We start from the raw sequence: 24,542 nt of genomic DNA, 5'->3' as shown, positions 1-24,542 counted from the left end.
CCGATCACCCGAGCAGCGCGGCGAGCGCGTCGTCGGTGAGCTCCTGGGCAGCTTTCGGCTCGTCCACCTCCAGGGAGTCCGCAGGGACGCCGAGCATCCAGGCGAGCGTCCCCTTTCCGACCGCCCCCTCAGCGATCCGCTCAAGGTGCGCCTCCTGGAGCCAGGCCGGGAAGCGACGCTCGCCGGCCTCCGTCATGCGCCTAGAGATCGGATCCCCGACGTTCGCTCCCTTCCAGTGCCGTCGCAGGAGCTTCTGCGTGGTCCAGGACAGCGCGGTGCCGACTTCGTCAGACGGCTCGAGCGCGTGCGCGTTCAGTCGGCGACGAAGCGCGTCCGTCGAAATCCCCCAGTCCCAGACCAGTTCAGCGAGGGCGGGCAGCCTGATCTGATTCCATGCCGTCTGTCGCAGCTGCGTCTCGGGCAGGAGGAGCTTGGCGGCGAAGGAGTTCGCCGCGCTCTCCTTCGCCTCGAATCCGCTCGAGCCCTCGATGACGCCCTCGTGGCCGAGCGCCAGATGCCCGAGCTCATGGGCGAGCGACCAGTTCTCGCGGAACCAGTTTCCGCTCTCCGGCAGCACGATGACGGGCCGTCCCTCGACTGTGAGTGAGTAGGCCGCGCTGAGGCCGTCGAGGCGCACTACATCCACTTCGATCTCGGCGAGGTGGTCGATGAATCTCCAGACGAACCCCTCAGGGAAGAGCCCTCGCATCTGCTCGACGTCGGAAGGAAGCTCAACACCAGGTCGGGCGGTCCCGGCTTGCGCGAAAGCGAGGCGGACATCATCGAGAAGCGCGCTGTCCCCGCCAAGGCCATCAACGGTGCGGGAACCGGTCTCGTGGTCGAAGGTGTGGCGCGCCGAGAGCACGAGCCGATGTGGATCAGGCGTCCCGGTGATGAGCTCGTGCACATCGGCACGGAGCTCCGTCGCGATGGCAGCAAGCTCGACGGCGGCGAAGCCGCGCTGGTCATTGAGTGCGCGGGACAGCGAGTCGGGGGTCATCCCGACTCGCTCTGCGAGCTGCTTCTGCTGCATCCCGGCACTGCTCATCGCGGTGCGGACGCGGTCGCCGATGGTAGCCATGCCTCCAACGCTACTCGCTGCTTGGGATAATCCCAAGAGGTGTGGACGAACTGCCGCACACCTCACGGAGACGATTCTTCAGCGGCCGGGTGTCGTGGCCAGTTCGCGCGTCCTTCCGGTGCGCTCCTCGCTCGACGGGCAGGGTGAGCACGAGAGGGCGTTCAGGGGGCGAGGGCAGCGGACGCCAGCACAGACGTCGCAATGGTGACGCTCAGCGACGCCCGTACGACTCTGCGTAGGCGGGCGCCTCGGGCCGAGCAATGCCGAGCTTCGACCATTCGCTCTTGGCCTTTCGCTTGAGGGCTTCGTTGCAGTCGCCGGAGCAGACGCGACGCTCGAGGAGCATCCAGTACGTGTCGGTCTCGAAGATCCCTCCGCACCGGATGCACATGTCATCGCCAGATGCCCTCCCCGCCGGGTGCCGCAGCGCCGCGCGGAGCCACGTCTGATAGGTGCTTGCCCCGTCGAGGGCGCGGGCTTGGTCGATGACGTAACTCGGCAGCCATCCGGGGTTCGACAGCACTCGTTGCTCACGCGTTGCCGCCTCGAGCTCGTCGCGGCCCACATCGAGTCGCCGATGGAAGTCGTCCTCCGTCCAGATCTCGACGGGCTGGCCGCCAGCAGCGAGGAGCATCGCCTTCTCCAGCTTTCGGGAGAGCTCGACTCCTGGCCGCAGGCTGCGTGGGTCGAGCTCTCCGGAGACCAGAATCGTCGTCGCCTTCGTGACTCCGGCCTGGGCAGTGCCTCCGAAATGCGTGACCAGTGCCTGCGCCTCGGCCCGACTCGACAACATCAGCGTGCCGGTGAAGACGACCTTCTCGCCTGCGAGTACATCCGTCGCGACGAGCCCGGAGAAGTCGCCTGTGGCGCGAGCCGGCCCTGCCGACGAACCCGTTCTCGGCGTCCGCGCACCGATCTGTGTGCCGGCGTGGAGCTCGGCAAGAGTGCTCATTCCGGCTTTCGCGCAGAGAGCGATGAGGATCTGAGCGGCCTGCAGCGCATCCTCGGAGGCCTCATGGTGGACAGTCTCCGCAAGACCGAGCGCCTGGGCGACGAACGGCAGGGAGTACGAGCCGAGCGTCAGCATCCTCCGCGCGAGCGGAAGGGTGTCGATCCACGTGGATTCGGGCCAGTCGAGGTCATACGCGCTGCACGCCTGGTGGACGACAGAGCGGTCAAAGGGCGCGTTGTGGGCTACGAGGGCATCCGCGCCGACGAACTCCATCATCTGCGGGAAGACCGTGGCCCAGGACGGAGCATCTGCCACGTGTTCCGCGGTGATGCGATGGATCGCAACATTCCGGGGCAAAAAGACATCGTGACCCTCCGGCGGCGCGACGAGCCAGGAGGCGGCCTCCACCACCTGGCCGCCCCTCACCTTCGTGAGCCCGGCGGCGCAGACCGAGGCACGCGAGGAGTTGGCAGTCTCGACATCGATGGCCGTGAAGTCGATAGTTGGAGCAAAAGTGGAGGTCATGACCCGATATTAGAGGACGGTTCGGACAATCCTGCGCCCGGGCACGATTGTCAGACCAGCCGGAAGTTCTGATACCACCCTCCACTGTCTGCCCTGCCCCATATGGTCTGCGCATGACCGCAATCCCGGAGTCCCTCAGTGAAGTCTTCCGCCGCTGGGAGCGCGCAGACTTCCCTTCCCAACCCCGATTCCGCTGGCAGCCGGCCAGCTGGACGAATCGGTTCCAGCGAGTGGACGCACCCGCGATCGCCGGCATCAATCTCGTCGAAGCCGTCGACACCATCGCCAAGACCGCAGCTTCTGTCGCCAACGGCGACCGTGAGCGCATCGACCGCGAGCTGGTCACGAAGCTTCACAGGCCAGAAACGCTGCGGCCTGTAGGCGGTACGTGGGACCGTCAGGCTGTGGTCACCGCATTCCTCGCTGCGATGATCTGGGGGTACGGGACAAGCGGCTACGGGCCGTACCGCACAGCTCGCGTCCTGAAGTCCGACCCACATGCCGTCGAACACCTTGCAGACATAGCACAGACTGCTCAGGTGTCCAACGGCGGGCTGAAGGCGTTCGAAGAGATCGCCACGGCGAAGGGCGCCAGCTATCTGAAGTACCTCGGGCCTGCGTTCGGCACGAAATACCTCTACTTCCTCACGGCTGCCTCCGAGGACGTAGAGACAACTCCCGTAATGGACGCCGTGGTGCGCAGGTGGTTCCGATCTGAGCCCGGTATCTCGCTCAAGACGGGCACGTGGCACGTCCCGAGCTACCGGACGTATCTGCGATACCTCGACGCGTGGAAGGACCTGCTGCCCGCGGGAAGGAATGGCGAGCCGCTGACTCGAGAGGATGTGGAGCTGCTGATCTTCGCGAGTGCCCGAGGCGACGACATCACCTGGGAGAACCCCGGAGAGTCCCCCACTGTCGAGGAGCTGCTCGATCTTCTCCAGTCAGACATCGATCAACTCGCCGACAGCAGCGGGTCCACGAAAGGGCCGGAACTCCTGAACCAGCTGACCGACTGGGTGAACGGCATCGACCCGACCATGCCGAAGATGGTCGATCGCTCCGTTCATCTCTGATGGCTGAGACACCGTCGTCCGCAGCGCGCAGCGCACGCGAAGAAGTTGTCGACACTGTCGCGGTGTATGCGACGGTTGCACGAGAAGTACCGATGAGGAGAAGGGCGGCGCACCGATGCTGGCGTACACAGGCTTTGTAGAGGACGCGACGACAGGGGAACACCTTCCGTCGATCGGTACGTTGCGCGAGATCCCTGGCGTCGGCGAACTCGTCCGGGAAGGCCACCTCGAGCAGACCAGCTGGAGCGGCTACCCGCTCACCTATCTAGGACCTGCCAGCGTTTTCGTCCAATGGCTCGAGACTCTGCGCGAGCACTACTTCAGCTCCCAGCAGGTGCCCGTGGCACGCTCTGCCGAGCACCCTCGCGGGATTCGCACAGCCCCGGCGCTCGAGAGCAAGACGATCGTGCTGGACCAACTGCGAACCCTCGATCCTGGCCGAGTGGTCCAGGTGGATCTGTGGGACCAGAGCTGACGCATTCCCTAGCGTCGTCCCCAGCATCTTCGTGCAGACGTCAGAGACGCCCGTCCCGATACAGCCCCAGCAGCAGCTCCTGCATCTGCGGCGTGTACTCCAAAGAGTTATACGTGCTGCGCTCGACCTCCAGCACGCCCAGCACTGCGGCAAGCCGCGTCGGCGCCCATTCCCCCGGTTTGCCGACGAGCACGCCTGCGTCTGCGAGGCGCAGGTTGAGGGCCGGGGTGCTCAGGTCGGCGTCGTCCCCACGGAGCTCTCCCGCCTCGCGCCACCTGCCGAGCACCGTGGACAGCGTGCCCTGCTGTGCCGCTGCGGTCGCGGTGGCCTGGGCCGGTGCATCTGGGCGGGTCGCTTCGGGTGCTGAAGTGGATGCAGGCTCGGAGATCAATTCGGGCCGCTCGGGGTCCGGGGCGGCGATGCTCGACACCTCGCCCTCGGTCGGGTCCATGAACGTTACGGGCTCCTCCACGTCGGCAGTTTCGGTTCTCACCGCCCTCGCCGTCCGCGTCGCGAAGCGAGACATCACGCTGAATATCTTGCCGTTGTCCCAGCGGATCGGTGACGCGAAGACGACGAGCAGGTCTTTCGCCCGGGAGACGGCGACGTTCATGAGCTCGGGGTTCGCGTCGATGAACCCGGCCTGAGGACTGCCGCTGCCGTAGACCGCGGAGAACAGGATTATCGGGCGCTCGGCCCCCTGCAGGCGGTGCGCCGTGCCCACGGTGATCTTGTCCGCGAGATTCGTCGGGAGATCCGCAGAGGCGTCTGCGTTGCTGGCCGCCTTCCGGATCTCGTCGCTGATGACATCGGCCTGCGCGCGGAAGGGCGTGACGACGCCGATGAGAGCTGCCGCGTCGACCTTCTTGTCTGCCTCATTCTGCTGGTGGTGGTAGAGGTCGTAGAAGCTCGCGAAGTTCTCGACGATCCAGGCGGCGATCGCCTTCGCCTCCGGCTCGTTGACGCGGCTGGAGCCCCGGCGGGAGTCCTCCGAGCCGGCGACGTCGATCCATCCGAACGCCGGACGTATCCCGTCGAGCAACGACTTGTCCGCAGGACGCTTGGGCTCCAGCAACCCGTCGTAGAGCAATTCGTTGTTGAAACCGATGATGCCGGGGTGGCAGCGGAAGTGCTCGCGCAGCAGGAGTCCGGGCTCGTCGTCGCCGAAGCTCCACCGTGAGGCGTGGCTCGCGGCCCGCATCAGGCTCGAGGGCGCGGAGGCGGTCACTCCGCGCTCGCGCAGATCCTCTGCCCACTCCCCCATCTCGATGCCGGCGCCCTCGGCGATCTCCCGGTCGGTCTCCTCGTCGAGGGCCCACACCGGTGCCAGCTGCTTCTCACCCCCCCCCACCACGAGCGCGCGCTGGGCGAGCGCGATTACCGCCAAGCCGAGCGGAGTGTCTACCTGCCCGGCCTCGTCAACGATGAGCAGGTCAATGCGTCCTACGTCGAAGCCCTTGGGCTCGCCCGGCTTCGTGTAGCGGCCGAAGTACTTGGGAACCTGGTACAGGGTCATCACGAAGCAGGGGGGCTGCGGCCTGCGGCCAGACGCGTCGCACCACGCCCCAGGTGTTCTTCCACCGCTCCTTCTCGTCCAAGTGCTCGGCGAGCAACCATTCCACCTCGAAGTAGTGCATAGCGAGCCAGAACTCGGCGTAGCGGAGGGTCGTGTCGAGCGCTTCGTCGAGCTCCTCGAGGCTCGTGCAGTCGCGAAGATCTGAGAGGGCGCCGAGCTCGCGCAGATGCGTGCACTCCTCCGCCTCGGCGCACAGCTTCAGATAGTCCTCAGAACGGCCGTCGGCATTCATGGCTCCCAGCAGCGCGATTCGATAACCGTCGACCTCAGTCAGCGCGTCGTGGAGCCGGTCCTGGACGCGGGCAGGATCCTCGATGCTGCCAAAAAGTGGTGCACCTGGGCCAAGAAGTGATCTCGAGCGGCGGCGAGGTAGTCCGGGCTGCTGTAGTCGGCGTAGAGCTCACTGCGGTCCTACTGCTCCATGAGGTGCTGCTTCTTCGCGGCTGAGAGCTTCGCCTTCGAGGGGCAGTACGCGGCGAGGGAGCGTAGCGGGTCCTCTGTCGCTTCGCCGTCACGCTCCTGGGGCAGCCAGCGCAGATCCAGCGTGCCGGGCCGCTCCTTCGTGACCGACGCGAACGAAGCGATGATGTTCGTGACGGCCCGGTTGTCGATGGAGGTCGATTGACCCCCATCGAATACGAGACCATCACGAACCCGACCGTCTGCCTGGCGGTCTAACCCCAGCTGACATCTGATCGCACATCAGTCCCATCAGCCTCGGAAGTAGGTTCCGCTCTGGTTGATTTTCGGGACGGAGCCTCGGTAGTCCTCGATCTCCACGTCGGTCATACGGGTCACGACGAATGCCTTCCTGAGGCTGAGGGGGTGGACCATGGCGATGGCCTCGATCCAGGCCCCGTTGGTGACGAGACCGCCCGTAACGCCGAGGATCGGGGACCGCTCCTCCACCAGGCGCTCGGCATTGTCGGCATGGACGTTCCACCATCCCGTGAGGAGCTGGCCATCAGTGAGAGTGATCCCCTTCTGCTGGATCGCCTGTCGGGCGAGGCCCGCGTCGTTGGCGTTGGTCAGTTCGAGATCGGGACTGAGGTCGGGGTTGGTGAGCGGGACCGCCAGGCCGAGCCTGTCGATGCCGTCGCGGATGTTCTCCTTGCCGGTGACGAACTCCTTGTGCGTCCAGCTCTCGAGGAGGAGGAGGTCGCCATAGTCGGGATTCTCCTTGATGACGCCCGCCCTCTGGAGCGCTTCCAGTGCGTAGCGCTTGATGCCGGTGAGGCGCTGGATGGCGGCGGCGGAGACTCGCTGTGCGGCTGGTCTCGTCATGTCCTGTAACTCCTTGCGTCCGGGAAGTAGTCTCAGTCAGCACTTTACAGTCAGCAGATTGCAATAGTCAATCTACAGTCAGCACAACTGACTCTCTTCCCGCTCGCCCCGATGTCGATGCACCGTCCCTGAGCAAAGTCGGTATCGCCTCCACCCTCCCGGACGGAACCGGGGGCCAGTCGCGCCCGAGGGAGCGACATCAGATGTTCCAGAGGTCGCCACGACGACCGGCCCGCCAAACAACTCCGAGACCGAGGATGAACCGGCACAGGCTTGATGCCGCTGCCGTTTGAGTCCGAGAGGATAGGCAGCAGAGGCATCAAACCCGTGCCAGTTCAGATCAGAGTTTCACTATGCCCGCTAGGTCGACATGTATGAATCCATGGAATGGCTGATCGCGCGGTAGGGCTTCCGGAGGGGGCGCTATCAGTGAACCGGCCCAGGTTCTCTGCCGCTACTTTGCGGGTTCGGGCTCTCGGGTGAGGGCCTCGTAGTGGAGCGTCTCGAACTCTATCGGCGTGAGCATCCCAAGGGTCCCGTGGAGGCGCCTGTTGTTATACCAGTCGACCCAGCCGGCCGTCGCGAACTCGACCTCAGCGAGGGTCCGATAGGGGCCAGCGTGGAACACGGTGGTGCGGATGCACTCGGCCTTGAACAGGCCATTCACCGTCTCCACCAGTGCGTTGTCGTACGCGTCGCCGACGGTCCCGATCGACGGGGCGATGCCCTCGAGGGCGAGATGCTCGGTCAGACGAATAGCGGTGTACTGGCCGGGCTCAACCGGTGGTCGCAACACCCGAGGTTGGGAGGGTGTTATGGGCAGGACATCGCAGTGGGAGAAAGAGGTCACGAGACGGGCTCCGATGCCGTCTCCGGGGCGCCCGAGACATCGCCGCGTGAAGGAGCGCGAATTCTGGATCGAGGTGGCTACGGGCAAGCTCCCTCGTGAAGCCGCAGTCGCAACAGGTGTGGCGGAAGCTGTCGGACAGCGGTGGTTCCGCCACGCTGGCGGCATGACCCCATATTCCTGGCCGGCTCCTTCTGGCCGTTACCTCTCCTTCGCCGAGCGGGAGGAGATCGCGATCTCGAATGCCCTCGGTAACGGGGTTCGAGAGATCGCCAGACAGCTCGGCAGGAGCCCGTCGACGATCTCGAGGGAGCCGCGTCGTAACGCCGCGACCCGGAGCGGGAAGCCGGACTACCGTGCGTCCGTGGCGCAGTGGAAGGCCGAACTGTTCGCCCGTAGGCCCAAGACTGCGCAGCTCGCGAAGAACCAGCGACTGCGTGAGTACGTCAAGGACCGCCTTTCAGGCCAGATCTCTCTGCCCGGTCGCCCTCCAGTAGACGGCCCGACGGTGCGTACCTGGAAAGGCCAGAACAAGCCTCACCGTCAGGACCGTCGATGGGTCACCGGGTGGAGCCCGGAGCAGATTTCTCACCGACTCAAGCTCGACTTCCCCCGGTCTAAGACCATGAGGATAAGCGACGAAGCGATCTACCAATCTCTATTCATCGAGGCCAGAGGCGGACTCCCGCGAGATCTCATCCTCTGCCTGCGCACCGGGAGGGCTCTGCGAATGCCTCGAGCGCGCTCCAAGCGAGTGGCGTGGGCACACGTCACCGCGGATGATCTGATCAGCGCGAGGCCAGCGGAAGCGACGGGCTGGGCGGTCCCAGGTCACCACGAAGGTGACCTGATCATCGGCATCAACCGGTCCGCGATCGGCACCGTCGTGGAGCGCACGACGGGCTTCACCACTCTCGTCCACCTTCCCAGAGAACAGGGGTGGCGCGAGCAGCCGATCATCAAGAACGGCGTCTCCCTCTCGGGCTTCGGTGCGTCCTCTATGAACTCGGCGTTGGCCGCAGCAATGGCAACGATGCCCACGGCACTGAAGAAGTCCTTGACCTGGGACCGCGGCAAAGAGATGTCGGCACACGCTCAATTCACCCGTGACACCGGTCTGAAGGTCTATTTCGCTGATCGCCGCAGTCCCTGGCAGCGCGGGACTAACGAGAACACCAACGGGCTGCTACGGCAATACTTCCCCAAGGGCACGGACCTCGCCCGATGGGGACCAGATGACCTCGCCGTGGTTGCCCACGCCCTCAACAACCGGCCGCGAAGGCGACTCGGCTGGTGCTCTCCCGCCGAAGCGTGGAATAAGCACCTACACTCACTCGGACACGATCGTGTTGCGACGACCAGTTGAATCCGCCTTGAGACCCGGCGTCGCTGTGGTGGATCAAATTCCCTGGTGAAACGGGGTTCCCTTCCCTCTCGCGCTGCCACAGGGCGATCCGTAGCGGGGTCATCACCAAGTCGACCTTCTTGCTGGTCGACGCGTGCCAGCCCACGATCCGCTGGGCGAACGCGTCCAGGACGAACTCGACGTAGACGAACCCCGCCCAGGTGCGGACGTAGGTGAAGTCGGTGATCCACACCAGGTTCGGAGCGGCCGCGGTGAAGTCGCGATTTAGGAGGTCGCCAGCCCGTTTCCCATCCGGATCGGGATTGGTGGTGCGCAGTTTCTTCGTCCGCCGCACCCCTTCGAGCCCGAGGCTTCGCATCGCCCGGTCCACCGCGCCCCGAGACGTGCCGGCGAGGCCGTCTTGGCGGCGGAGCAAGGCGACCCACTTCCGCCGCCCGTACAGACCTTCCGGGGTAATGTGGATCTGTCCGGTGGCCTCGTTGAAAGTCCAGGCCAGGGCGCGGATCTTGTCTTCAATCAGGGCATCGGTGACGGTGCGGGCTGCGATACGGGCCGGGCGCTTCCACGATCGGTAGGTCCTTGCAGCGATCTTCAGGCCCTGCTGGCGCAGGACGCGGAGGATCGACTCGACTGCGAAACCCTCGGCTCTCATCTCGTCGATGAACGCGATGATCAGCGGTTGCGGGGGTCGAGCTCACCCGCGAAGAAAATCGACGCCTTCCGGAGGATCTCGTTGTCCTCCCGCAACCGCTTGTTCTCGCTCTTCAGGCGTTTGACCTCAGCTGATTCCTCGCTGGTGACACCGGGACGGGTACCGTCGTCGACGTCGGCCTGGGCCAGCCACCGTCGCACAGACTCCTTCGAGACGCCTTCTTGGCGGGCGACCGCGGTCACCGCTGCGAACTGGGAGGGGTACTCCTGCTGGTGCTCGCGCACGAGCCGCACGCATCTCGCGCGCAGCTGGGGATCGATCTTCTTCGGCATGCTGTCCATCCTTCCGGACTCAAACAGCAGCGGCATCAAACCTGGGCCGGTTCACTACTTACGAAGTAGTAGCGCACCATCAGGGTTAGGGAAGCCAACTTTGGACTTGGGTGACGTCGCCCACCTCAAAAGAACTGGCGTCACCGTTGCCACTAGTTCGCCGGGGTCGGCGCGGTTCTCACCAAATCGAACTAGCTCCGCGACGCCACGAACATATCTTTCGAACTCTGTCGACGACCGGACCGAATCTACTGCGATAAGCATTTCTGACCGAAATGCTAGCTCCACAGAGAGCCGATCCAAATTCTCTACGGAACCCCCCACTCCACGATGCATTGCAACCCCAAGCAGAGCCGATGAATAATCCTCAACCAGGTCCATCCGTCGAGCCCTCTGCCTCGCCCTCCCGTCTCGCACAATATTGACTACAAGACTTAGGACTGTTGCGATAATGCCAAGACTCAAAATGACTTCACCGACCGATCCAGCGACCAGCCAGACATGTCCCAGCGCACTACTGAGCCACTGCAGCAATTTATTCACTCCAAATCGTGTACATAGTCGACCCTATATAGTCTCCGCGCAAAGCCTCTCCGAGGCCTCGTCCAATACCGATACCAGATGATGCGAATCGCTCAGAACTTCCCACATTTTCAAATTACCAACGCTTCGGTAAAGGCCGTTCTGTGGATATTTCACCCACCGACGCATCGCGCTCGAATCCGACGCCCAGTTTTGGCTATTCAATTCATCTGAACTCGAAGCGGTAAGACCCAGATGCTGAATCAACAACGCTATCTCTGACAAATGCCCGACGTTCTCGAAACGATTCTCGTACGGTCGCGCCCTAGCACCTGCCGATGAGCCCGCCAATTTCCCAGATGGCACGCGCAAGAAGAGCGACCCCTGGGCATTCAGCAACAATAGATGCGCCTCGCTTTTGAGATTAAGCTCAGCATTAGATTTAACAAGCTCCCGTTCAAGACGCGGATCCAGCACCGCATCTGGCGCCAGGGCAATATGCGAGGAAATGATTCGCCGGCGTTGCGCGGATAAAAATTTTGTCATTCGCGCCCCGGACCCTTCGGACTCAGAGCTACCGAAGTCTATCTCCAACATCGTATGGCGACGGGGGAATTTCAGGTGTTTTAACCCGCTAGGATCATTCAACTCGAATGCCATTCGGGCCACATTGGCTAGTCGCTTCGATGCCCATTCAAAGAAAGATCTGACTTCACTTGCGGACCTTTCCAAAACTTCATCATAATCATCACACTCGAAGGAGAACTTCATTCCAAGCGTCGGGATGACAACATTGTCGCCGTAAGCGTGAACTTGGGGCCTTACTGAAACCTCGCCCCGATTGCGAGAAAACGAGTATTTTTGCAGGCCGGGATTTCCGGATTCAAATCTTTTCTCAAAAGCGCTAGCAAACTGGTTACCGGGACCCATTAGCATCGGATACAAAGCGTGACAATCGGGAAGCGTGAGGTCCGAATTGATGCGGCCATAAGGCTTTGCTGGCTTTAAGAACTTTCCTCGATCGCGCAGCGAAACTGGCGATTCGTGGGAGAATGCACTCGAAACGGTCGTTGTAATATTTACGCTTACTACCGGAGAAGGGCGAGGAGGTGGCGCGGCGGGGAGTTGCACCCCGTCAAAAAAGGAATCTTTTCTGCCAGTCTCACTGGCCACGCCACGTCTCCGCACAGTGTCCACTGTACCCTAGTATTTCACGTGGCCACGCGCCTGACACCTTCGCGAGCCCGCGCGACCCTTCGGCACCTCGTAGCAAGCCCTCGACGTAGAGTCATTCATATCGCGTCAGTTCGCATTGAAGTTACTTATAGCCCCTGGCATCGGCACCAAGATGACGCCTTGAAACGATCCGGACATTTTCTCCAACAGGGTACGTCCGCGCAACTTGTGCAGGTGCATCAACCAGAGCAGCCCTCCTAGTTCGCCTCCGTTGAGGTTGTCGACGATTGGCGCAAGGCGGATGGCCAGCGACATTAGGCTTGCGACTGTAGATCGTCCAGCAAGGCCGGCGTTGCCGTCCGTTCGATGTCGTGCAGAACCGTCACCAGGGCGTCCGCTTCGACCTCGTTAGGAAAGGCGAAGTCGATGCGGGTCGCCGCCCTGTCCTCATACGGCGACTCGTACAGGCGCGAGGGCTTCATCTCGCCGCGCCGGGTGAGTTCGTCGATCACCATCGACAGGAACTCCATCTGTGTCGCGTTCAATCCGCCGAACACGATCTTCTCGGCGAAGGCCGCTTCAGCCGCTGAGCGGTCGAGACCGACAAGGGACCGCACGAAGATGCCCAATCCACGCTCGCCACTCACGGTGGCCAGCGCCTCCGGGGTTCCGTCGCCCTGCTCGATGAGAATGCGTTCGAGCTCATCGAGGTCAGTGTCTGTCAACGGCATGTTCCGGCGCAGCCGCTGGATCGCAACGTGGTCGCGGTGCTCCCTGATGTATGCGGTCACCTTGTCGCGGAACCGCGCCTGGTCGACGCCGACCGCCACGAGCGGAAGGTCGGCCGAGCGGGCTTCGCCGAGGTCGTCTTCGAAGTCGGTGATGACGATCGAGCGCTGGCGCTTATCGAGGAACTGCACGAGCATCCGGATGCCGCGCCGCGCCCGTTCGAGCATCGACAGCGTCGCCCCGTCCCACCAATCGTCGCCCGCGACCTCTTGGAGCAGTTCGGCGGCCGCGGCGACCTGAGGGATCGTCTGCTTCTCGAGCAGCCGAGTCGCGACGCCTTGCATCGTCTTGCGGGTCCGCGCTGCGATCGGATCGTCGCCCTCGAGCTGGGCGAGCTCGCGCTGCAGCACGACTAGGTCGAAGCGCTTGGCCTGTTCGTCGTCGGCGGAGGCCGAGGACGGGAGGGCACCCAGGGCCGCAGCGGCGTCGTCGGCTGCGACGGCTGGTAGCGGGGCGGCCCACCCCGTTCGCGAGGAGTACCTGGAGATAAGTTCACCATGCGGGCGGGCGAGGAAGGAGTCGGCTGGGATGCCGGCGACGAAGGAGGTCAGCCAGTCGACTGCGTCGGAGCGGACGTCGGCGTCTTCTGTGTGCAAGTCGATGCCCGCGACCAGCCGCGCCCGCACCGCGAACAGCCGCTGCGACAGCGGCACCTGCACGTTTGCGGCACGGTCGGCGGGGTCCTGCGCGAAGTAGTCGACGTTTCCGCAGAAGTCGAACACCCGGAAGGAGTCCTTGTCCCGGTCGTTGAAGATGCCGGGAGAGAGCCGGGTGCCACGGCCGATCATCTGCCAGAACTTGGTCTTCGAGAACACTTGTTTGAACAGCATGAGGTTTAGGACCTCCGGCACGTCGATGCCGGTGTCGAGCATGTCCACGCTGATGGCGACGTGGGGCGACCGCTCCGGCTGGGAGAAGGCGTCGATCAGCTCCTGCGCGTAGGCAGACTGGCTGGTGATCACCTGCGCGAAGTCCCCACCAAGGTGGGGATACTGCGCATCGAAGCGCTCCTTGAGGAACTGGGCGTGGCGCTGGTTCATCGCAAACACGATGGTCTTCCCGAGCCGGTCACCGCCGGCGACCTTGAGACCCTTGAACATCAGTTCGGCAAGGGCCTTGTCCGCAGTATCCGCGTTGAACAGCGAACGGAAGACGCGCGGAGCCTCGACCTCGGTGGGCATGCCCTCTCCGGCATACTCGTCGCCGTCGACGCCAGCCCAGTCGATTTCCTCCCACGCCTCGCGCTCCTCCTCCGGGAGATCGTCGTAACGGATGCCACGGCGATGGAAGCCGAAATCGTAGACCAGGTTCTCGGGGCCGACGAGGTACTTCTCGGCTATGGCCTGATCGAGTGGGTAAGAGTAGGTAGGGATGCCCGGCTCCAGTTCGAAGAGCCGGAAGGTGCTGCGGGCGATGTCGTCGACAGGGGTCGCGGTGAGGCCGAGTAGCAGTCCGTCGAACCAGTCGAAGAGGGTGCCGTACTTCTGGTAGACGGAGCGATGCGCCTCGTCGATCACAATCAGGTCGAAGTATCCCGGACCGAAACGTCGGCCGTCACCGTCTCGCGCCGCATCGACGAGGTTCATCATCGTCGGGTACGTCGAGAGGTAGACCCTCGCCTCGGTCTCCTTGTCAGCGGTCAGGTTGACGCTTGCGACATCCGGCAGCAGGTTCGAGAACGCCCGGTGAGCCTGCTTCACGAGCGCCGCACGGTCCGCGAGGAACAGCACGCGCTTGGCCCAGCCGCGCTCCATGAGCTGCTTAACGAGGGCGATCGTGGTGCGGGTCTTGCCGGTGCCGGTGGCCATCACGAGCAGCGCGCGGCGCTGTCGGGCATCGAAGTGCTCGCCAACCTTCGCGATGGCCAGTTGCTGGTAGGGCCGTCCTGCGATGACAGGGTCAGCGTCTGCCCCGGTGAGCGGCGTGCGTAGCATGCGGCGCTGGATCAGCTGATGGAGCTCGCTGCGCGTGAAGAATCCGGCGACGTCCCGGGCGGGGTAGCCGGGGGCGTCGTCCCAAATCCGGTGCTGGTAGCCATTGCTGAGGAAGATCACCGGCCGTTGCCCGAACCGCTGCTCGAGCGCGTCAGCGTAGAGCTTCGCCTGGGGGCCGCCAACCGCCGGGTCCACGAGGGTGCGTTTTGCCTCCACAATGCCGAGCGGCAGGCCATCATCTCCCCACAGCACATAGTCGATGCGGCCGGTGCCGGTGTCGTTCTTGCCGGGGATGATCGGCAAGCCCGCGATGGGGTATTCCCGATCTTCAGGTGCCTCGAGCGCCCAGCCAGCGTCGCGCAGCATCGAGTCAATCAGCGCGGTCCGGGTCTCGTCCTCGCGGTAGTTGCGGGTATCCGCGGCGTTGTCCGCGTCCTTCGCGGCGGCGATCTTCTTCCGCAGCTCCTCGAGCTCAGTCTCCTGGGCGGCGAGCCTCTTATCGCGCTCGGCGATCTCCCGACGGGACGTCTCCTGTTGCTCGGCGAACCGCTCGGCGAGCTTCTTGAGCTCGGCCGGGCCGAGAGGAGAACGCTTCTTCGCGATCGTGACGTCGAAGGCGGCGCCGAGTGGCGCGGCCTCAGGAAAGGTGGACTGGTGCTTAACCGTCCAGACGACCACGTCGAAGAGGTCCCGTAGCGTGGTGATGCCATCCTGCGGGGTGAGGTGGCGGTTGCCGTGGGCGGCGTCGTTTCCTCGCCGACGGATCAGGTTCAGCTGGTTGTTGATGGGCGCCGTGCGGTTCTTGAACGCCGGGTCATTCATCCGAGCGCTGAGATCGGAGCGGTAGCCCTCGGGGAGCCCGAACACGTCCACGAACAGGTACTCGACGATCTTCTCGACCGCGATACGCGCGGTGAACGCCGCCGTGTCCGGATCGGAGAGGGCGTACGACTCTGCACGTTGGCATGTGTCGTAAAGCTCGGGCCATTGCGCCCGGATGAATCCGAAGTTGCTCACTTCGCCTCCCCTGTCGTTTCGCTGGCCAGTGTATCGACTGCACCAACGTACACATCCGTTTCAGCAGCGGTGCATCCGAGGCCAGGAACGGGCTGTGAGCGAGCGTTTCTGGACATGGGCTGTTTTGCATCATGGGAAAAACGCCCTGTATGGAGAGATACAACTGATCGATCGCTCTCCGCGGAGTACCGATGTTCTGCTGCCCGGCGCAAGGCGGATCGACGTCGAGATGCCCCGACCGGCGCGATTGATTCGTGCCGATGCGGTCGCTGTCCTGACCAGACTTGACGGGTCGGCCGCGGAATTTCATGTCGAGTGCCGGAGGTCAGGGACGTCGACCGAACTATCGCATGCGAGACGGCGGTAGCTGGCGTCAGCATCCGAGCTGCCGCTGCTGTACGTCACGGACTACTTCGGCCGCACTGTGCGCGAGACGCTGGCCGCGGCGGGAATCAGCCGAGCCGATGAGACCGGCTGGGCGGTCGTCAACTCCGTTGCACCTCTCATCCTGTAGATCGGACAGCGAGCGGCGAAATCGCCCCGCGCCCGCGAGCCGGCCGCGGTGGCGCGGATCAACGGAATCGCGGCGAGCCGCATCATCCGTGCTCTCTGCGCGCAGGATCTGCCGCTCGGCGTCCCGGCCTTGGCCTCCCTTGCCGAGGTCTCACCCGGCTCGGTGTCCAAGGTGCTGCCGACTTTCTCCGGCGAGGATCCTCGACCTCGCTAAACGCGGGACTGTCACGGCGGTCCGACGCCGCGCGCTGGTCCGGCGATGGGTGCAGGACTATTCCTTCTCCAGGACCAACAGATCGTTCCGCCACTACCTCGCTCCCTGTGGCCTCGGCCGCGCTCTGGATCAGTTGACCGATCACCCGTTCCCGGTGCCGGTAACCGGGCCGGTTGCAGCCCGGCAATGACTGTCGGAAGGAGCCACCTCAGTCGCGCCCCTGCGGCTGCTTGAGCTCCATGCCGATGACCCCGATTCCCTCGCTAACGCACCGAGCCCGACCCCCGGAGATCCCGCGACCGCGAACATCGTCGGCGCCGTACCTCAGGACCTGGAGGAGCGCACCGATCATCTCGCGTCTGCAGCGCCCGGGCTCGCCGGCATGCTGACCCCCATGGAGGGCGGATGCCGGTGCGGGAAAGCTCATGGATGCCCTGGCCCGCAGAGACCCCGCATGGAGCGGATGATAGGCGTCTCTCCAGAATTCGTCGTCCCCCGTCGCGTACTAATCAGTCGGCATCGCACAAGAAGTCGACGGCCCATATCGCCCGTGGCCCGGTACCGGCGTTCGTCGACCCCAAGGTGGTGTCCATCGCGGCGCTCGATCCGGCCGCTCCGTGTATCTGCGGATAGCAGGGCCCGCGGCCCTGCCGGCGACCAAGGCAATCAAGATCAGCGAGGGTCTGGAACGAGCCGATACTCAGCGCGACCTACTCGAGGAGAAGGGCTCCCTCGACGCCTACCGGATCCTCCAGGCCATCGACACTGCTGACCTGGTCGCGGGGTTCCTCATCTACGGGATCGACGAACACGCCGCGACGATCACGGCCGAGGCCGTCGAAATCTAACTTGGCGACACCTCGACCGCTGATGGTCGCGTCGCACAGCTCGTTGGTGCCGCCGCTCACGGCGACTCGACGGCAGTGCCTTCGTTCGCTGCGCTTGTAAGGGAGCTCCTGGCTACTCTCTGACCGGCACGTCCCTTTCAGAGCTCCCCGCGGAATGCACGGTGCTGGAGTGCGGCGAACAGCTCGTCGTCGGCTTCGAGGGCGCGCGCGACGCGGTCACGCTCAGTGTGGATTGAGGTGACCTTTTCGGCGAAGACCTGCTGGTCCGCGAGAGGTGGAACCGCGAGTACGAGAGGAGCCAGATCCTTCTTGTTCAGTTGCGGAACGCTACTTCCTGATGTGATCGTGGACAGGTCGAACGAGCAGAACCAAGCAAACAAGTACTCGGTGAGTAATACCTCGCTGTTCGGCATGACGCCCATGAGATTAGGGTCGAGTGACGATCTTCGCGTCGATATGCGCTTCTTATTTGTAGCAATGGCTGCTCCTCGCTTCGGGAGAATCACCGCGCCACGATCCATGGTTGTTGCACGTGCAGTAAACTTGTCTGTCCAGAGTGCGGTCCGGTGAATATGTTTCTCGTTCCCCGCTAGGTTCATGTCCGACACCTTCGCGAGCAGTGTGCCTCCTGCCTGCCCCTCGAACGGGACACCCTCGGGCAGGGTGCCACCACCAAAGAACGTAGCAACGTTCGCAAGTGCTTCCTCGCTGCGATATGCGCTGGACGTTTCGTTGAACAGTGCCTGCGGGAGCTCGTCTAGGTAGACGAGCTGGGCGCGGCGCTTCGCGCGGATCGAGTCGGTCTCGTCGAGGATAGAGGCGATGCGGCGCTGCTCCTCCACGTCCGGCACAGGCAACTGCAGATTTGCCACGACGTCTCGCGTCACGCCCTTAATGGTCGCGCCTCGGGACTCGCTCTGAAGCACTTTTCCCTTGGACTCGAGAAAGTGGACGAGGTACGATCTATCGACTCGCTCTGATGGCACAATCGCGGTGATGTCCTGACTATACGCCGTCCGCTCGGCGAACACCCCGACTTTGCCGACTGACGTGCGGGTTACAAGCGCGATGGTCCCCGCGGGCATCGCGTTCGTGGCAGTTTTGGCAAGGGCTTGCTCCGTCACCCGGATGCGGGCGTGGACTCGTCGCCCTGCGAAAATGTCGGCGCCAGTAATCCATGGAACGGTTCCCTCAGCGTAATATTCCGCAACCTTCTTTGAGGGCGTAGCTCCGCTTGTGAAGGTAGCGATGTCCCCGAGAGTAATAGTCTCCCACGTGCTCATCCCAGCACCTCCCACAGCCGGGCGACACCTTCTGTAATCTCCCCGTTCAGCTGCTCCACATCAGCGAGTATGTCTGCCGTTGGGCGGTATTCGACCTCCTCGCGCACAACCTCCTTGTAACGGTTGATCGACAGGTCGTAGCCCTCGGCGACTATGTCAGCCTTCGGCACCAGGAAACTCTTGTCAGTGCGGGCGCGATCTCGCTCGCCCCCGCGGTTCTGCCAGCGAGCCAGGACATCCGGCAGGTCGTCGTCGGCGACCACGGCGCGCTTGTCGTCGAGCGAGAAGCCATCGGCCGCGACGTCATAGAACCAGACGTCATCGGTGCCGCCAGCGCCCGTCTTCGTAAAGAACAGGATCGCAGTCGACACCCCCGCATACGGTTTAAAAACCCCGGAGGGGAGCTTGACGACGGCATCGAGCTTGTGGTCCTCGACGAGCGCACGGCGCAGCTCCTTGTGCGCCTTCGACGAGCCGAACAGCACCCCATCCGGAACAATGACCGCGGCGCGGCCGCCTGTCTTCAGCAGGCGAAGGAAGAGGGCGAGGAACAGCAACTCGGTCTTCCTCGTCTTGACGACGCGCTGGAGATCTTTGCTGGTCGACTCGAAGTCGAGGGACCCTGCAAACGGCGGGTTCGCGAGGATCATCGAGTACTGCTCAGCGTCTCCTGCGGCGCCTTCTGACAGGGAGTCACGGTAGCGGATGTCCGGCGCATTCACGCCGTGCATCAGCATGTTCATGCTACCGATGCGCAGCATCGTCGAATCGAAGTCGAAGCCGTGGAACATTGAGTGATGGAAGTGCCGGGACTGCTTCTGGTCGACAAGGGTGTCTGGATGCTTCTCGCGCACGTACTCGCTCGCGGCCATGAGGAACCCTGCCGTACCGCATGCCGGGTCACAGATCTCGTCACCCGGCGTCGGCTCCAACATCGCGACCATCAGCCGGATGATGTGGCGCGGCGTGCGGAACTGCCCGTTGGTACCGGAAGTAGCGATCTTCGACAGCAAGTACTCGTAGAGGTCACCGTTGGTGTCGCGATCAACGAGCGGGATCTCGTCGAGCATGTCGACGACTTTGCTGAGTAGGGCGGCGCTCGGGATCGCGTACCGCGCATCCTGCATGTGCGCGCCGTACGTCGTAGCCTCGCCAGCGATCACATCACCCAGCGAACGCAGGAATGGGAAGACCTCGTCGGCCATGAGTCGGTGCATTGTGGTGGTGTCGTTCAGCTCCCGCAAGCGTGACCAGCGCAGGTGCTCCGTGTCGGGAGGGAACGGCATTGGCTTGCTCGTCGAACCGAGCCGATGCAGCTCACGCTCTGCTGCGATTTGCTGCTCGTCGAGCCGGCGCAGGAACAGCAGATACGTCACCTGCTCGATCACCTCGAGCGGGTTCGAGATGCCTCCCGACCAGAAGGCGTCCCATACGCGGTCGATGCGGCTCTTCAGTTCTCCCGTAATCACGGCGCCGAGTCTATGTGGGAGTTCTGACCGTCGAGGACCAATCGGAGATCAGTGTCGTCGTACGGCAACCATCTCACCCGATACCGAGCCAGTCCCTCCACTATCGTGGCGCGCGATACCCATAGGCACCGCATCCGTCGGCATTGACCTCGCCGAAGACCCTAAACGCACCGGGATCGCGCACCTGCGCGACGAGGGCACGAAGGTCGTGGTCGAGAACGTCGGGGTCGGCGCAGACGACGACGCGATCGTCACCGCGATCATGACGTCACGAAAGACCGGGGTCGACGTTCCCTTCGGCTGGCCCCGGCCGTTCGTCGAACTGGTCGAGGCGCATCGGACGGCGGCCCTTCCTCCCCCGCCGAGCACGGGCCCGGAGTGGAGGCGGGAGGTCCTCTTCCGCGCGACCGACCTCGAGGTGAAGCGCCGGGTGGGAAAGACCCCGCTGAGCGTCGCAGCCGACAAGATCGCCTACCCGGCCATCCGCTGGGCGGGCATCGCCGCACGGCTCCGGGAGCAGGGAGTCCCCGTTACGCCCGACGGGCACGGCGTCGCCTGCGAGGTGTATCCCGGCGCCGCCCTCGTCGCATGGCAGCTGGCGGACCTTAAGCACAAGGGCACGAAAGGTACGGAGGGCAGGTCGGTCCTCGTCGAGCAGCTGTCCGCGCGGCTCCCCTGGCTCGACTGGGCAGGTCACAAGGACGCATGCGTCGACGACGACAACGCGCTGGACGCGGTGATCGCTGCGGTCGTCGCCCGTGACGTCGACCGTGGGCGCGCAGTGCCGCCCCCTCCGGAGCTCGCGGACCTGGCCGCCGAGGAGGGCTGGATCTGGTTGCCCGAAGGATCCTGACGTCTCCGGCAGCAGCGGACAGATCCTCCTGGTCGTCGCCGCACGGCGCCCATCCCTCAGGTACGGGCGTGGGCTGTCACCGTCTTGAGCGCTTCCATCGCCACTGCTGCGGCGCGGACACCGGACAGGGGCGGGCGATCCCAGCCCGCCCCTCGATAGCCCCGCGGGGTACCCACCCACTGCCGCTCCAGGACCCGCCGCCGCAGGTCCTCGCACCAGAAGGGAACGAGTCGGTCGGAGCGGTCGCCGCCGTTCGTCGGCCCGGGCGGACGACTCTGACCCGGACAAGCAGTGAGGTGTCGCGGGAGCTCCGAAAATAGGCGGTGCCACACCCGAGTACTGCCGCCCACGGTCATAGGCTGGCGATGTCGCCGCCCGTGTACACCACGCTCACCTCTCACTCACCAGGAGCCCCCGCCCATGCCCTGCACCACCCTCCTCGTCGGCCGCCGTGCAAGCGCGGATGGCTCGCCCCTGGTCGCCAGGACCGAGGACTCCGGCAACGGAAGCTTCGACCCGAAGCGGGTCGTAGTGGTGTAGCCGGCCGATCAGCCCCGCACGTACACCTCCGTGATCGGCAAGCGCACGATCACGCTGCCGGAGGATCCCCTGCGATACACCGCGATCCCCAACGCCCTACAGGATGAGGGGATCTGGGGCTGCGCCGGGATCAACGCGGCGAACGTCGCGATGGGCGCCACGGCGACGATCACGAGCAACCCGCGAGTGCTCGGCGCCGACCCGCTCGTCGAACACGATCCGGCGATAGGCACGCCCGGCGGCTTCGGTTAGGAGAACTTCGTGACCCTGGTCCTGCCCTACAGCCGCTCCGCACGAGAGGGCGTCGAGCGGCTGGGGCGCTGCTCGCGAAACACGGCACCTTCAAGATGAACGGGATCGCGTTCAGCGACGAGCAGGACATCTGGTGGCTGGAGACGGTGGGCGGGCACCACTGGATCGCGCGACGCGTGACGGAGGACTACTACGTAACGATGCCGAACCAGTTGGGTGTTGCTAATTCACTCCATATTGTGAGCGTAATCCTGTTGGCATCGAAGATCCTGTGGAATCGCCCGCGAATACTCAACCTCTCAAGTCGGATCGTCCGCGTTACATCTATGTGGGTTCGGTGATGCTCGTATGCGTACTTTTAAACGCGTTCGGCTACGCATTGGTCGGGAAGCTTCATCTTGCCCTGTACCTCGACATGGTCGGGACAGCAGCGGGAGCGATCATGCTCGGGCCTTGGTATGGAGTCGCAATTGCGGTCCTGGGAAACGCAGCCGGCATGACTATTCACGGACCCATGGCGCTCGTGTTCGCAGTCGTTAACGCGGCTGGCGCGCTTGTATGGGGCTACGGTGTGCGACGGTCTGCTTGGGCCGCAACCTTCACACAATTCTTCCGGTTGAATCTTGTAGTCGCTGTTGTGTGCACTCTCGTCGCGGCCCCACTTCTGATGTTGGGCTACCACGGCGGATCAGGCCATACCTCTGATCAGTTGACCTATACGTTCACGTTATCTGGCCAAAACCTTGTGAGCGCAGTCCTTCTTTCGAACGGCATAACGTCGATACTTGACAAGTTGGCCACTGGGTTTATTGCTCTCGTCGTGATTCAGTGGTGCACGCATCGAATCAAGTCCGTCGATTCAGAGTTCGTCAGTCCAGTCGACAATTTCTTCCGGTTTGCTCTGCGTCCAAAGGCTCAAAACGTGTGGACGCTACGTGACTACTCTGCGTCTGCGGTCGTAGCCCCTGCTTCTTGAGCCTGCACATTCCCGCGTCGTTGCGGTGTTCTGCCGTGAGACCGCTGTCTACTGCCGCTCACGCATGATCTACAGGCGACATCGCAAAAGCGACGTTGACCCGGTGTAAGTCACCCTCCCGCCAGCCCTACTAGCGCTGGCGCAAACAGGCTCTTCCCAGATGAAGGTGTAGGTCGGCCGGGCGCGTCGGTCCGCAGATAGACGTCGAGGTCTCCCGACGATGGAGGTTCCTACGCCATCCATCCGAAAGACCTCGACGTGCCCGACGCTACCCCGCCGGCCGGCTTCGGCCGCCCTGACCTAACCGCCTTCGCGGCTCATCCCAATCGGCTCTGATCGGGTCTGCTGACCCTCTCGACGAGAACGCAGCGACATCACAGCCACCCAACCCCGACCGTCCGGGAAGCCGGGGCACGTCACATGGGCTGTGCTGCGGGCGTGTCGAGTGGGTAGTCCAGGGGCGACGCAGGAGCGTCGACGCGACGTGCTGAGAGGTGGTTCCAACCGAGCGCTAGGACACAAGCTACAGGCATGGCGATAGGTCAGGAACGGCGTCGCTCCCTGCGCAGGAGGGAGCGCAGAGTCTCGGCGTTCGCGTAGCCGACCCGTAGCGCGATCTCGGCGGAGGTGAGGTCCGTGGTTGCTGAGAGGTGCCGAGCTCGTTCGGTGCGAAGCCGTTGGACGAAGCCGAGCGGAGTGAGGTTGAGCGCCGCACGGACTCGTCGTTCGAGGGTGCGCCGGCTGGTGCCGAGCGACTGCGCGACGAAGGCGACGTTGAACGGTTCGTCCAGGCGGGCGCGCACGAAGCGTTCGAACTCGACGACGATCGGGTCCTCGTGCCGGAGATGTTCGTAGGCGACGAAAGCCGCCTGCGACGGGCGCTCGTCGATGATGAGGAGCTTGGCGACATGTTGGGCCAGGTCGGGGCTGATCGATCGCACGAGTGAGAGCGCGAGGTCGATGTGGGCGAAGGCGGCGCCGGCGGTGACGAGGTTCCCGTCGACCACGACCATGGTGTCGAGATCGAGGGCGACGGTCGGATAGCGCTTCAGGAACTCCGGCCCCAGGAACCAGCTGGTCGTCGCCCGCCGATGATGCATCCGTCCGGTCTCGGCGACGGCGAACACGCCGGTGCACGCCGCGGCGATCCGGGTGGTCGCGTCGTCGAGGCGCCCGAGTGAGGCGATGACCGAACGAGCATCTCGGCTCTGGAGGGCGTCGTTGGTAGCGGCGGCCGTGAGGGTTCCAAGCGCAGGGACGACGACCACGTCGAACTCTCCGGACTCCGGCAGCGGGTGGTCAACCGACAGGGTCATCGATGCCGTCGTGGTCACTCGCCGTTTCGGTCCGAGGATGGCGAGTTCGATCGGGTCGATCCGCGGGTCGATATCGCCGCGGGCTCCGTCGGCCACCCGCACGATGTCGATGATCGACGCGATAGCCGAACCGAAGCAGCCGTCGATCGCGATCAGTCCGATACGCATGACGTAAACAATAGCAATACTGTCGTATACGCCACTCCCCATCGGCCCTCGCTCGTCATACGCTGAACTCGTCCCACGAAGAACCCCGACGTCAAGGAGAGTCCCTCATGTCCACACCCGCATCACTTCCGTATGCCTTCGTCGCCAAGATCGTCGCGGCCGATGGACAGCACGACGCGGTCGCCGATCTGCTCGCCGGCGCTGTCGCACTCGCCAACGAAGAAGTAGGAACGATTGTCTGGTTCGCGGTCAGGACCCACGCCGACACCTTCTGGATCTTCGATGCATTCCCCGACGAAGCCGCTCGCGACGCCCACGCCAACGGCGCCATCGTCGCAGCCCTGATGGCCAACCAGCACCTCCTCGGCGCAGCACCCGAGATCCTGGCGGCCGACGTCCTCGCGTCCAAGCTCCCGTAGTCCGCCAACGCACGAGACGATCGCGCCCCGCCGAGTCGGTCCGCAGATAGACGTCGAGGTCTCCCGACGATGGAGGTTCCTACGCCA

At 64.0% G+C, this 24,542-nt stretch carries 17 protein-coding genes and 3 pseudogenes; 7 read left to right on the top strand and 13 right to left on the bottom strand.

Annotation, left to right across the window (positions count from 1 at the left end):
- Positions 1-4: 4 nt before the first annotated feature.
- Positions 5-1,081: an ImmA/IrrE family metallo-endopeptidase gene (locus INT51_RS19300; protein ID WP_193107009.1), complete on the bottom strand. Its 1,077-nt coding sequence runs from the start codon at positions 1,079-1,081 to the stop codon at positions 5-7.
- A gap of 211 nt (positions 1,082-1,292) precedes the next feature.
- Complete coding sequence (locus INT51_RS19295; RefSeq protein ID WP_193107008.1) at positions 1,293-2,558, bottom strand: exonuclease domain-containing protein; 1,266 nt, start codon at positions 2,556-2,558, stop codon at positions 1,293-1,295.
- Positions 2,559-2,671: 113 nt separating this feature from the next.
- Between INT51_RS19295 and INT51_RS19290 the strand changes: the two genes are divergently transcribed.
- Complete coding sequence (locus tag INT51_RS19290) at positions 2,672-3,634, top strand: hypothetical protein (RefSeq protein ID WP_226985955.1); 963 nt, start codon at positions 2,672-2,674, stop codon at positions 3,632-3,634.
- A 181-nt stretch (positions 3,635-3,815) separates the two neighbouring features.
- Positions 3,816-4,109, top strand: a complete 294-nt coding sequence (locus tag INT51_RS19285; RefSeq protein WP_193107004.1) for a hypothetical protein — start codon at positions 3,816-3,818, stop codon at positions 4,107-4,109.
- A gap of 40 nt (positions 4,110-4,149) precedes the next feature.
- Here INT51_RS19285 and INT51_RS19280 read toward each other — a convergent pair whose 3' ends face one another.
- From INT51_RS19280 to INT51_RS19265, 4 genes and pseudogenes are all read right to left on the bottom strand, one after another.
- The gene (locus INT51_RS19280) at positions 4,150-5,625 is read right to left on the bottom strand and encodes a DEAD/DEAH box helicase (RefSeq protein ID WP_193107002.1); all 1,476 of its coding nucleotides are present in this window, start codon (positions 5,623-5,625) and stop codon (positions 4,150-4,152) included.
- Positions 5,543-5,917: a hypothetical protein gene (locus INT51_RS19275; RefSeq protein WP_193107000.1), complete on the bottom strand. Its 375-nt coding sequence runs from the start codon at positions 5,915-5,917 to the stop codon at positions 5,543-5,545. Before INT51_RS19275 ends, INT51_RS19280 begins: the two co-directional genes overlap by 83 nt.
- Positions 5,918-6,396: 479 nt before the next feature.
- Positions 6,397-6,969, bottom strand: a complete 573-nt coding sequence (locus INT51_RS19270; protein WP_193106998.1) for a hypothetical protein — start codon at positions 6,967-6,969, stop codon at positions 6,397-6,399.
- Positions 6,970-7,423: 454 nt separating this feature from the next.
- Positions 7,424-7,744: pseudogene (locus tag INT51_RS19265) on the bottom strand (transposase); the annotation flags it as partial.
- Positions 7,745-7,784: 40 nt separating this feature from the next.
- Between INT51_RS19265 and INT51_RS19260 the strand changes: the two are divergent.
- Entirely contained in the window at positions 7,785-9,182 is a 1,398-nt protein-coding gene (locus INT51_RS19260) for an IS30 family transposase (RefSeq protein WP_226985954.1), read from the top strand.
- Position 9,183: 1 nt separating this feature from the next.
- Here INT51_RS19260 and INT51_RS22435 read toward each other — a convergent pair.
- The 4 genes and pseudogenes from INT51_RS22435 to INT51_RS22770 all read right to left on the bottom strand — a co-directional run.
- Positions 9,184-10,166: pseudogene (locus INT51_RS22435) on the bottom strand (IS3 family transposase); the annotation flags it as partial.
- A gap of 567 nt (positions 10,167-10,733) precedes the next feature.
- Positions 10,734-11,861, bottom strand: a complete 1,128-nt coding sequence (locus tag INT51_RS19245; RefSeq protein WP_193106993.1) for a hypothetical protein — start codon at positions 11,859-11,861, stop codon at positions 10,734-10,736.
- A 129-nt stretch (positions 11,862-11,990) separates the two neighbouring features.
- Positions 11,991-12,179, bottom strand: a complete 189-nt coding sequence (locus tag INT51_RS19240; RefSeq protein ID WP_193106991.1) for a hypothetical protein — start codon at positions 12,177-12,179, stop codon at positions 11,991-11,993.
- Positions 12,179-15,604 carry a DEAD/DEAH box helicase family protein gene (locus INT51_RS22770; protein WP_193106990.1) on the bottom strand — a complete coding sequence of 1,142 codons (3,426 nt, stop codon included), beginning with the start codon at positions 15,602-15,604 and terminating at the stop codon, positions 12,179-12,181. Before INT51_RS22770 ends, INT51_RS19240 begins: the two co-directional genes overlap by 1 nt.
- Before the next feature lie 1,344 nt (positions 15,605-16,948).
- Here INT51_RS22770 and INT51_RS19230 point away from each other — a divergent pair.
- Entirely contained in the window at positions 16,949-17,179 is a 231-nt protein-coding gene (locus tag INT51_RS19230) for a hypothetical protein (RefSeq protein ID WP_193106989.1), read from the top strand.
- 137 nt (positions 17,180-17,316) lie between these two features.
- Here INT51_RS19230 and INT51_RS19225 read toward each other — a convergent pair whose 3' ends face one another.
- Positions 17,317-18,462, bottom strand: coding sequence for a restriction endonuclease subunit S (locus INT51_RS19225; RefSeq protein ID WP_193106988.1), 1,146 nt, complete (start codon positions 18,460-18,462; stop codon positions 17,317-17,319).
- A complete protein-coding gene (locus INT51_RS19220) occupies positions 18,459-19,931 on the bottom strand; it encodes a class I SAM-dependent DNA methyltransferase (protein WP_193106987.1) in 1,473 nt (490 codons plus the stop codon). The genes INT51_RS19225 and INT51_RS19220 overlap by 4 nt, the downstream gene beginning before the upstream one ends.
- A gap of 40 nt (positions 19,932-19,971) precedes the next feature.
- Between INT51_RS19220 and INT51_RS19215 the strand changes: the two genes are divergently transcribed.
- On the top strand, positions 19,972-20,784 hold the full coding sequence (locus INT51_RS19215) for a DUF429 domain-containing protein (protein ID WP_370540838.1): 813 nt from the start codon (positions 19,972-19,974) through the stop codon (positions 20,782-20,784).
- 420 nt (positions 20,785-21,204) lie between these two features.
- Positions 21,205-21,917 (top strand): annotated as a pseudogene (locus INT51_RS22865) (C69 family dipeptidase).
- A gap of 1,177 nt (positions 21,918-23,094) precedes the next feature.
- Here INT51_RS22865 and INT51_RS19205 read toward each other — a convergent pair.
- Entirely contained in the window at positions 23,095-24,036 is a 942-nt protein-coding gene (locus tag INT51_RS19205) for a GlxA family transcriptional regulator (RefSeq protein ID WP_193106985.1), read from the bottom strand.
- Between the two features lie 107 nt (positions 24,037-24,143).
- Here INT51_RS19205 and INT51_RS19200 point away from each other — a divergent pair, with 107 nt between their 5' ends.
- Complete coding sequence (locus INT51_RS19200; RefSeq protein ID WP_033107114.1) at positions 24,144-24,455, top strand: putative quinol monooxygenase; 312 nt, start codon at positions 24,144-24,146, stop codon at positions 24,453-24,455.
- Positions 24,456-24,542 lie beyond the last annotated feature (87 nt).

Origin of the sequence: Brachybacterium sp. FME24 (assembly GCF_014897705.1) — a bacterium.
Lineage (GTDB): Bacteria > Actinomycetota > Actinomycetes > Actinomycetales > Dermabacteraceae > Brachybacterium.
This window is presented reverse-complemented; position numbering and strand designations above follow the sequence as displayed.

Bases quoted from the DNA above. Each gene is read 5' to 3' on its own strand.
- INT51_RS19260 (WP_226985954.1), top strand. From the start codon at position 7,785: ATGGGCAGGACATCGCAGTGGGAGAAAGAGGTCACGAGACGGGCTCCG.
- INT51_RS19280 (WP_193107002.1), bottom strand. From the start codon at position 5,625: ATGACCCTGTACCAGGTTCCCAAGTACTTCGGCCGCTACACGAAGCCG.
- INT51_RS19205 (WP_193106985.1), bottom strand. From the start codon at position 24,036: ATGCGTATCGGACTGATCGCGATCGACGGCTGCTTCGGTTCGGCTATC.
- INT51_RS19300 (WP_193107009.1), bottom strand. From the start codon at position 1,081: ATGGCTACCATCGGCGACCGCGTCCGCACCGCGATGAGCAGTGCCGGG.
- INT51_RS19290 (WP_226985955.1), top strand. From the start codon at position 2,672: ATGACCGCAATCCCGGAGTCCCTCAGTGAAGTCTTCCGCCGCTGGGAG.
- INT51_RS19200 (WP_033107114.1), top strand. From the start codon at position 24,144: ATGTCCACACCCGCATCACTTCCGTATGCCTTCGTCGCCAAGATCGTC.
- INT51_RS19225 (WP_193106988.1), bottom strand. From the start codon at position 18,462: ATGAGCACGTGGGAGACTATTACTCTCGGGGACATCGCTACCTTCACA.
- INT51_RS19275 (WP_193107000.1), bottom strand. From the start codon at position 5,917: ATGAATGCCGACGGCCGTTCTGAGGACTATCTGAAGCTGTGCGCCGAG.
- INT51_RS19295 (WP_193107008.1), bottom strand. From the start codon at position 2,558: ATGACCTCCACTTTTGCTCCAACTATCGACTTCACGGCCATCGATGTC.
- INT51_RS19240 (WP_193106991.1), bottom strand. From the start codon at position 12,179: ATGTCGCTGGCCATCCGCCTTGCGCCAATCGTCGACAACCTCAACGGA.
- INT51_RS19270 (WP_193106998.1), bottom strand. From the start codon at position 6,969: ATGACGAGACCAGCCGCACAGCGAGTCTCCGCCGCCGCCATCCAGCGC.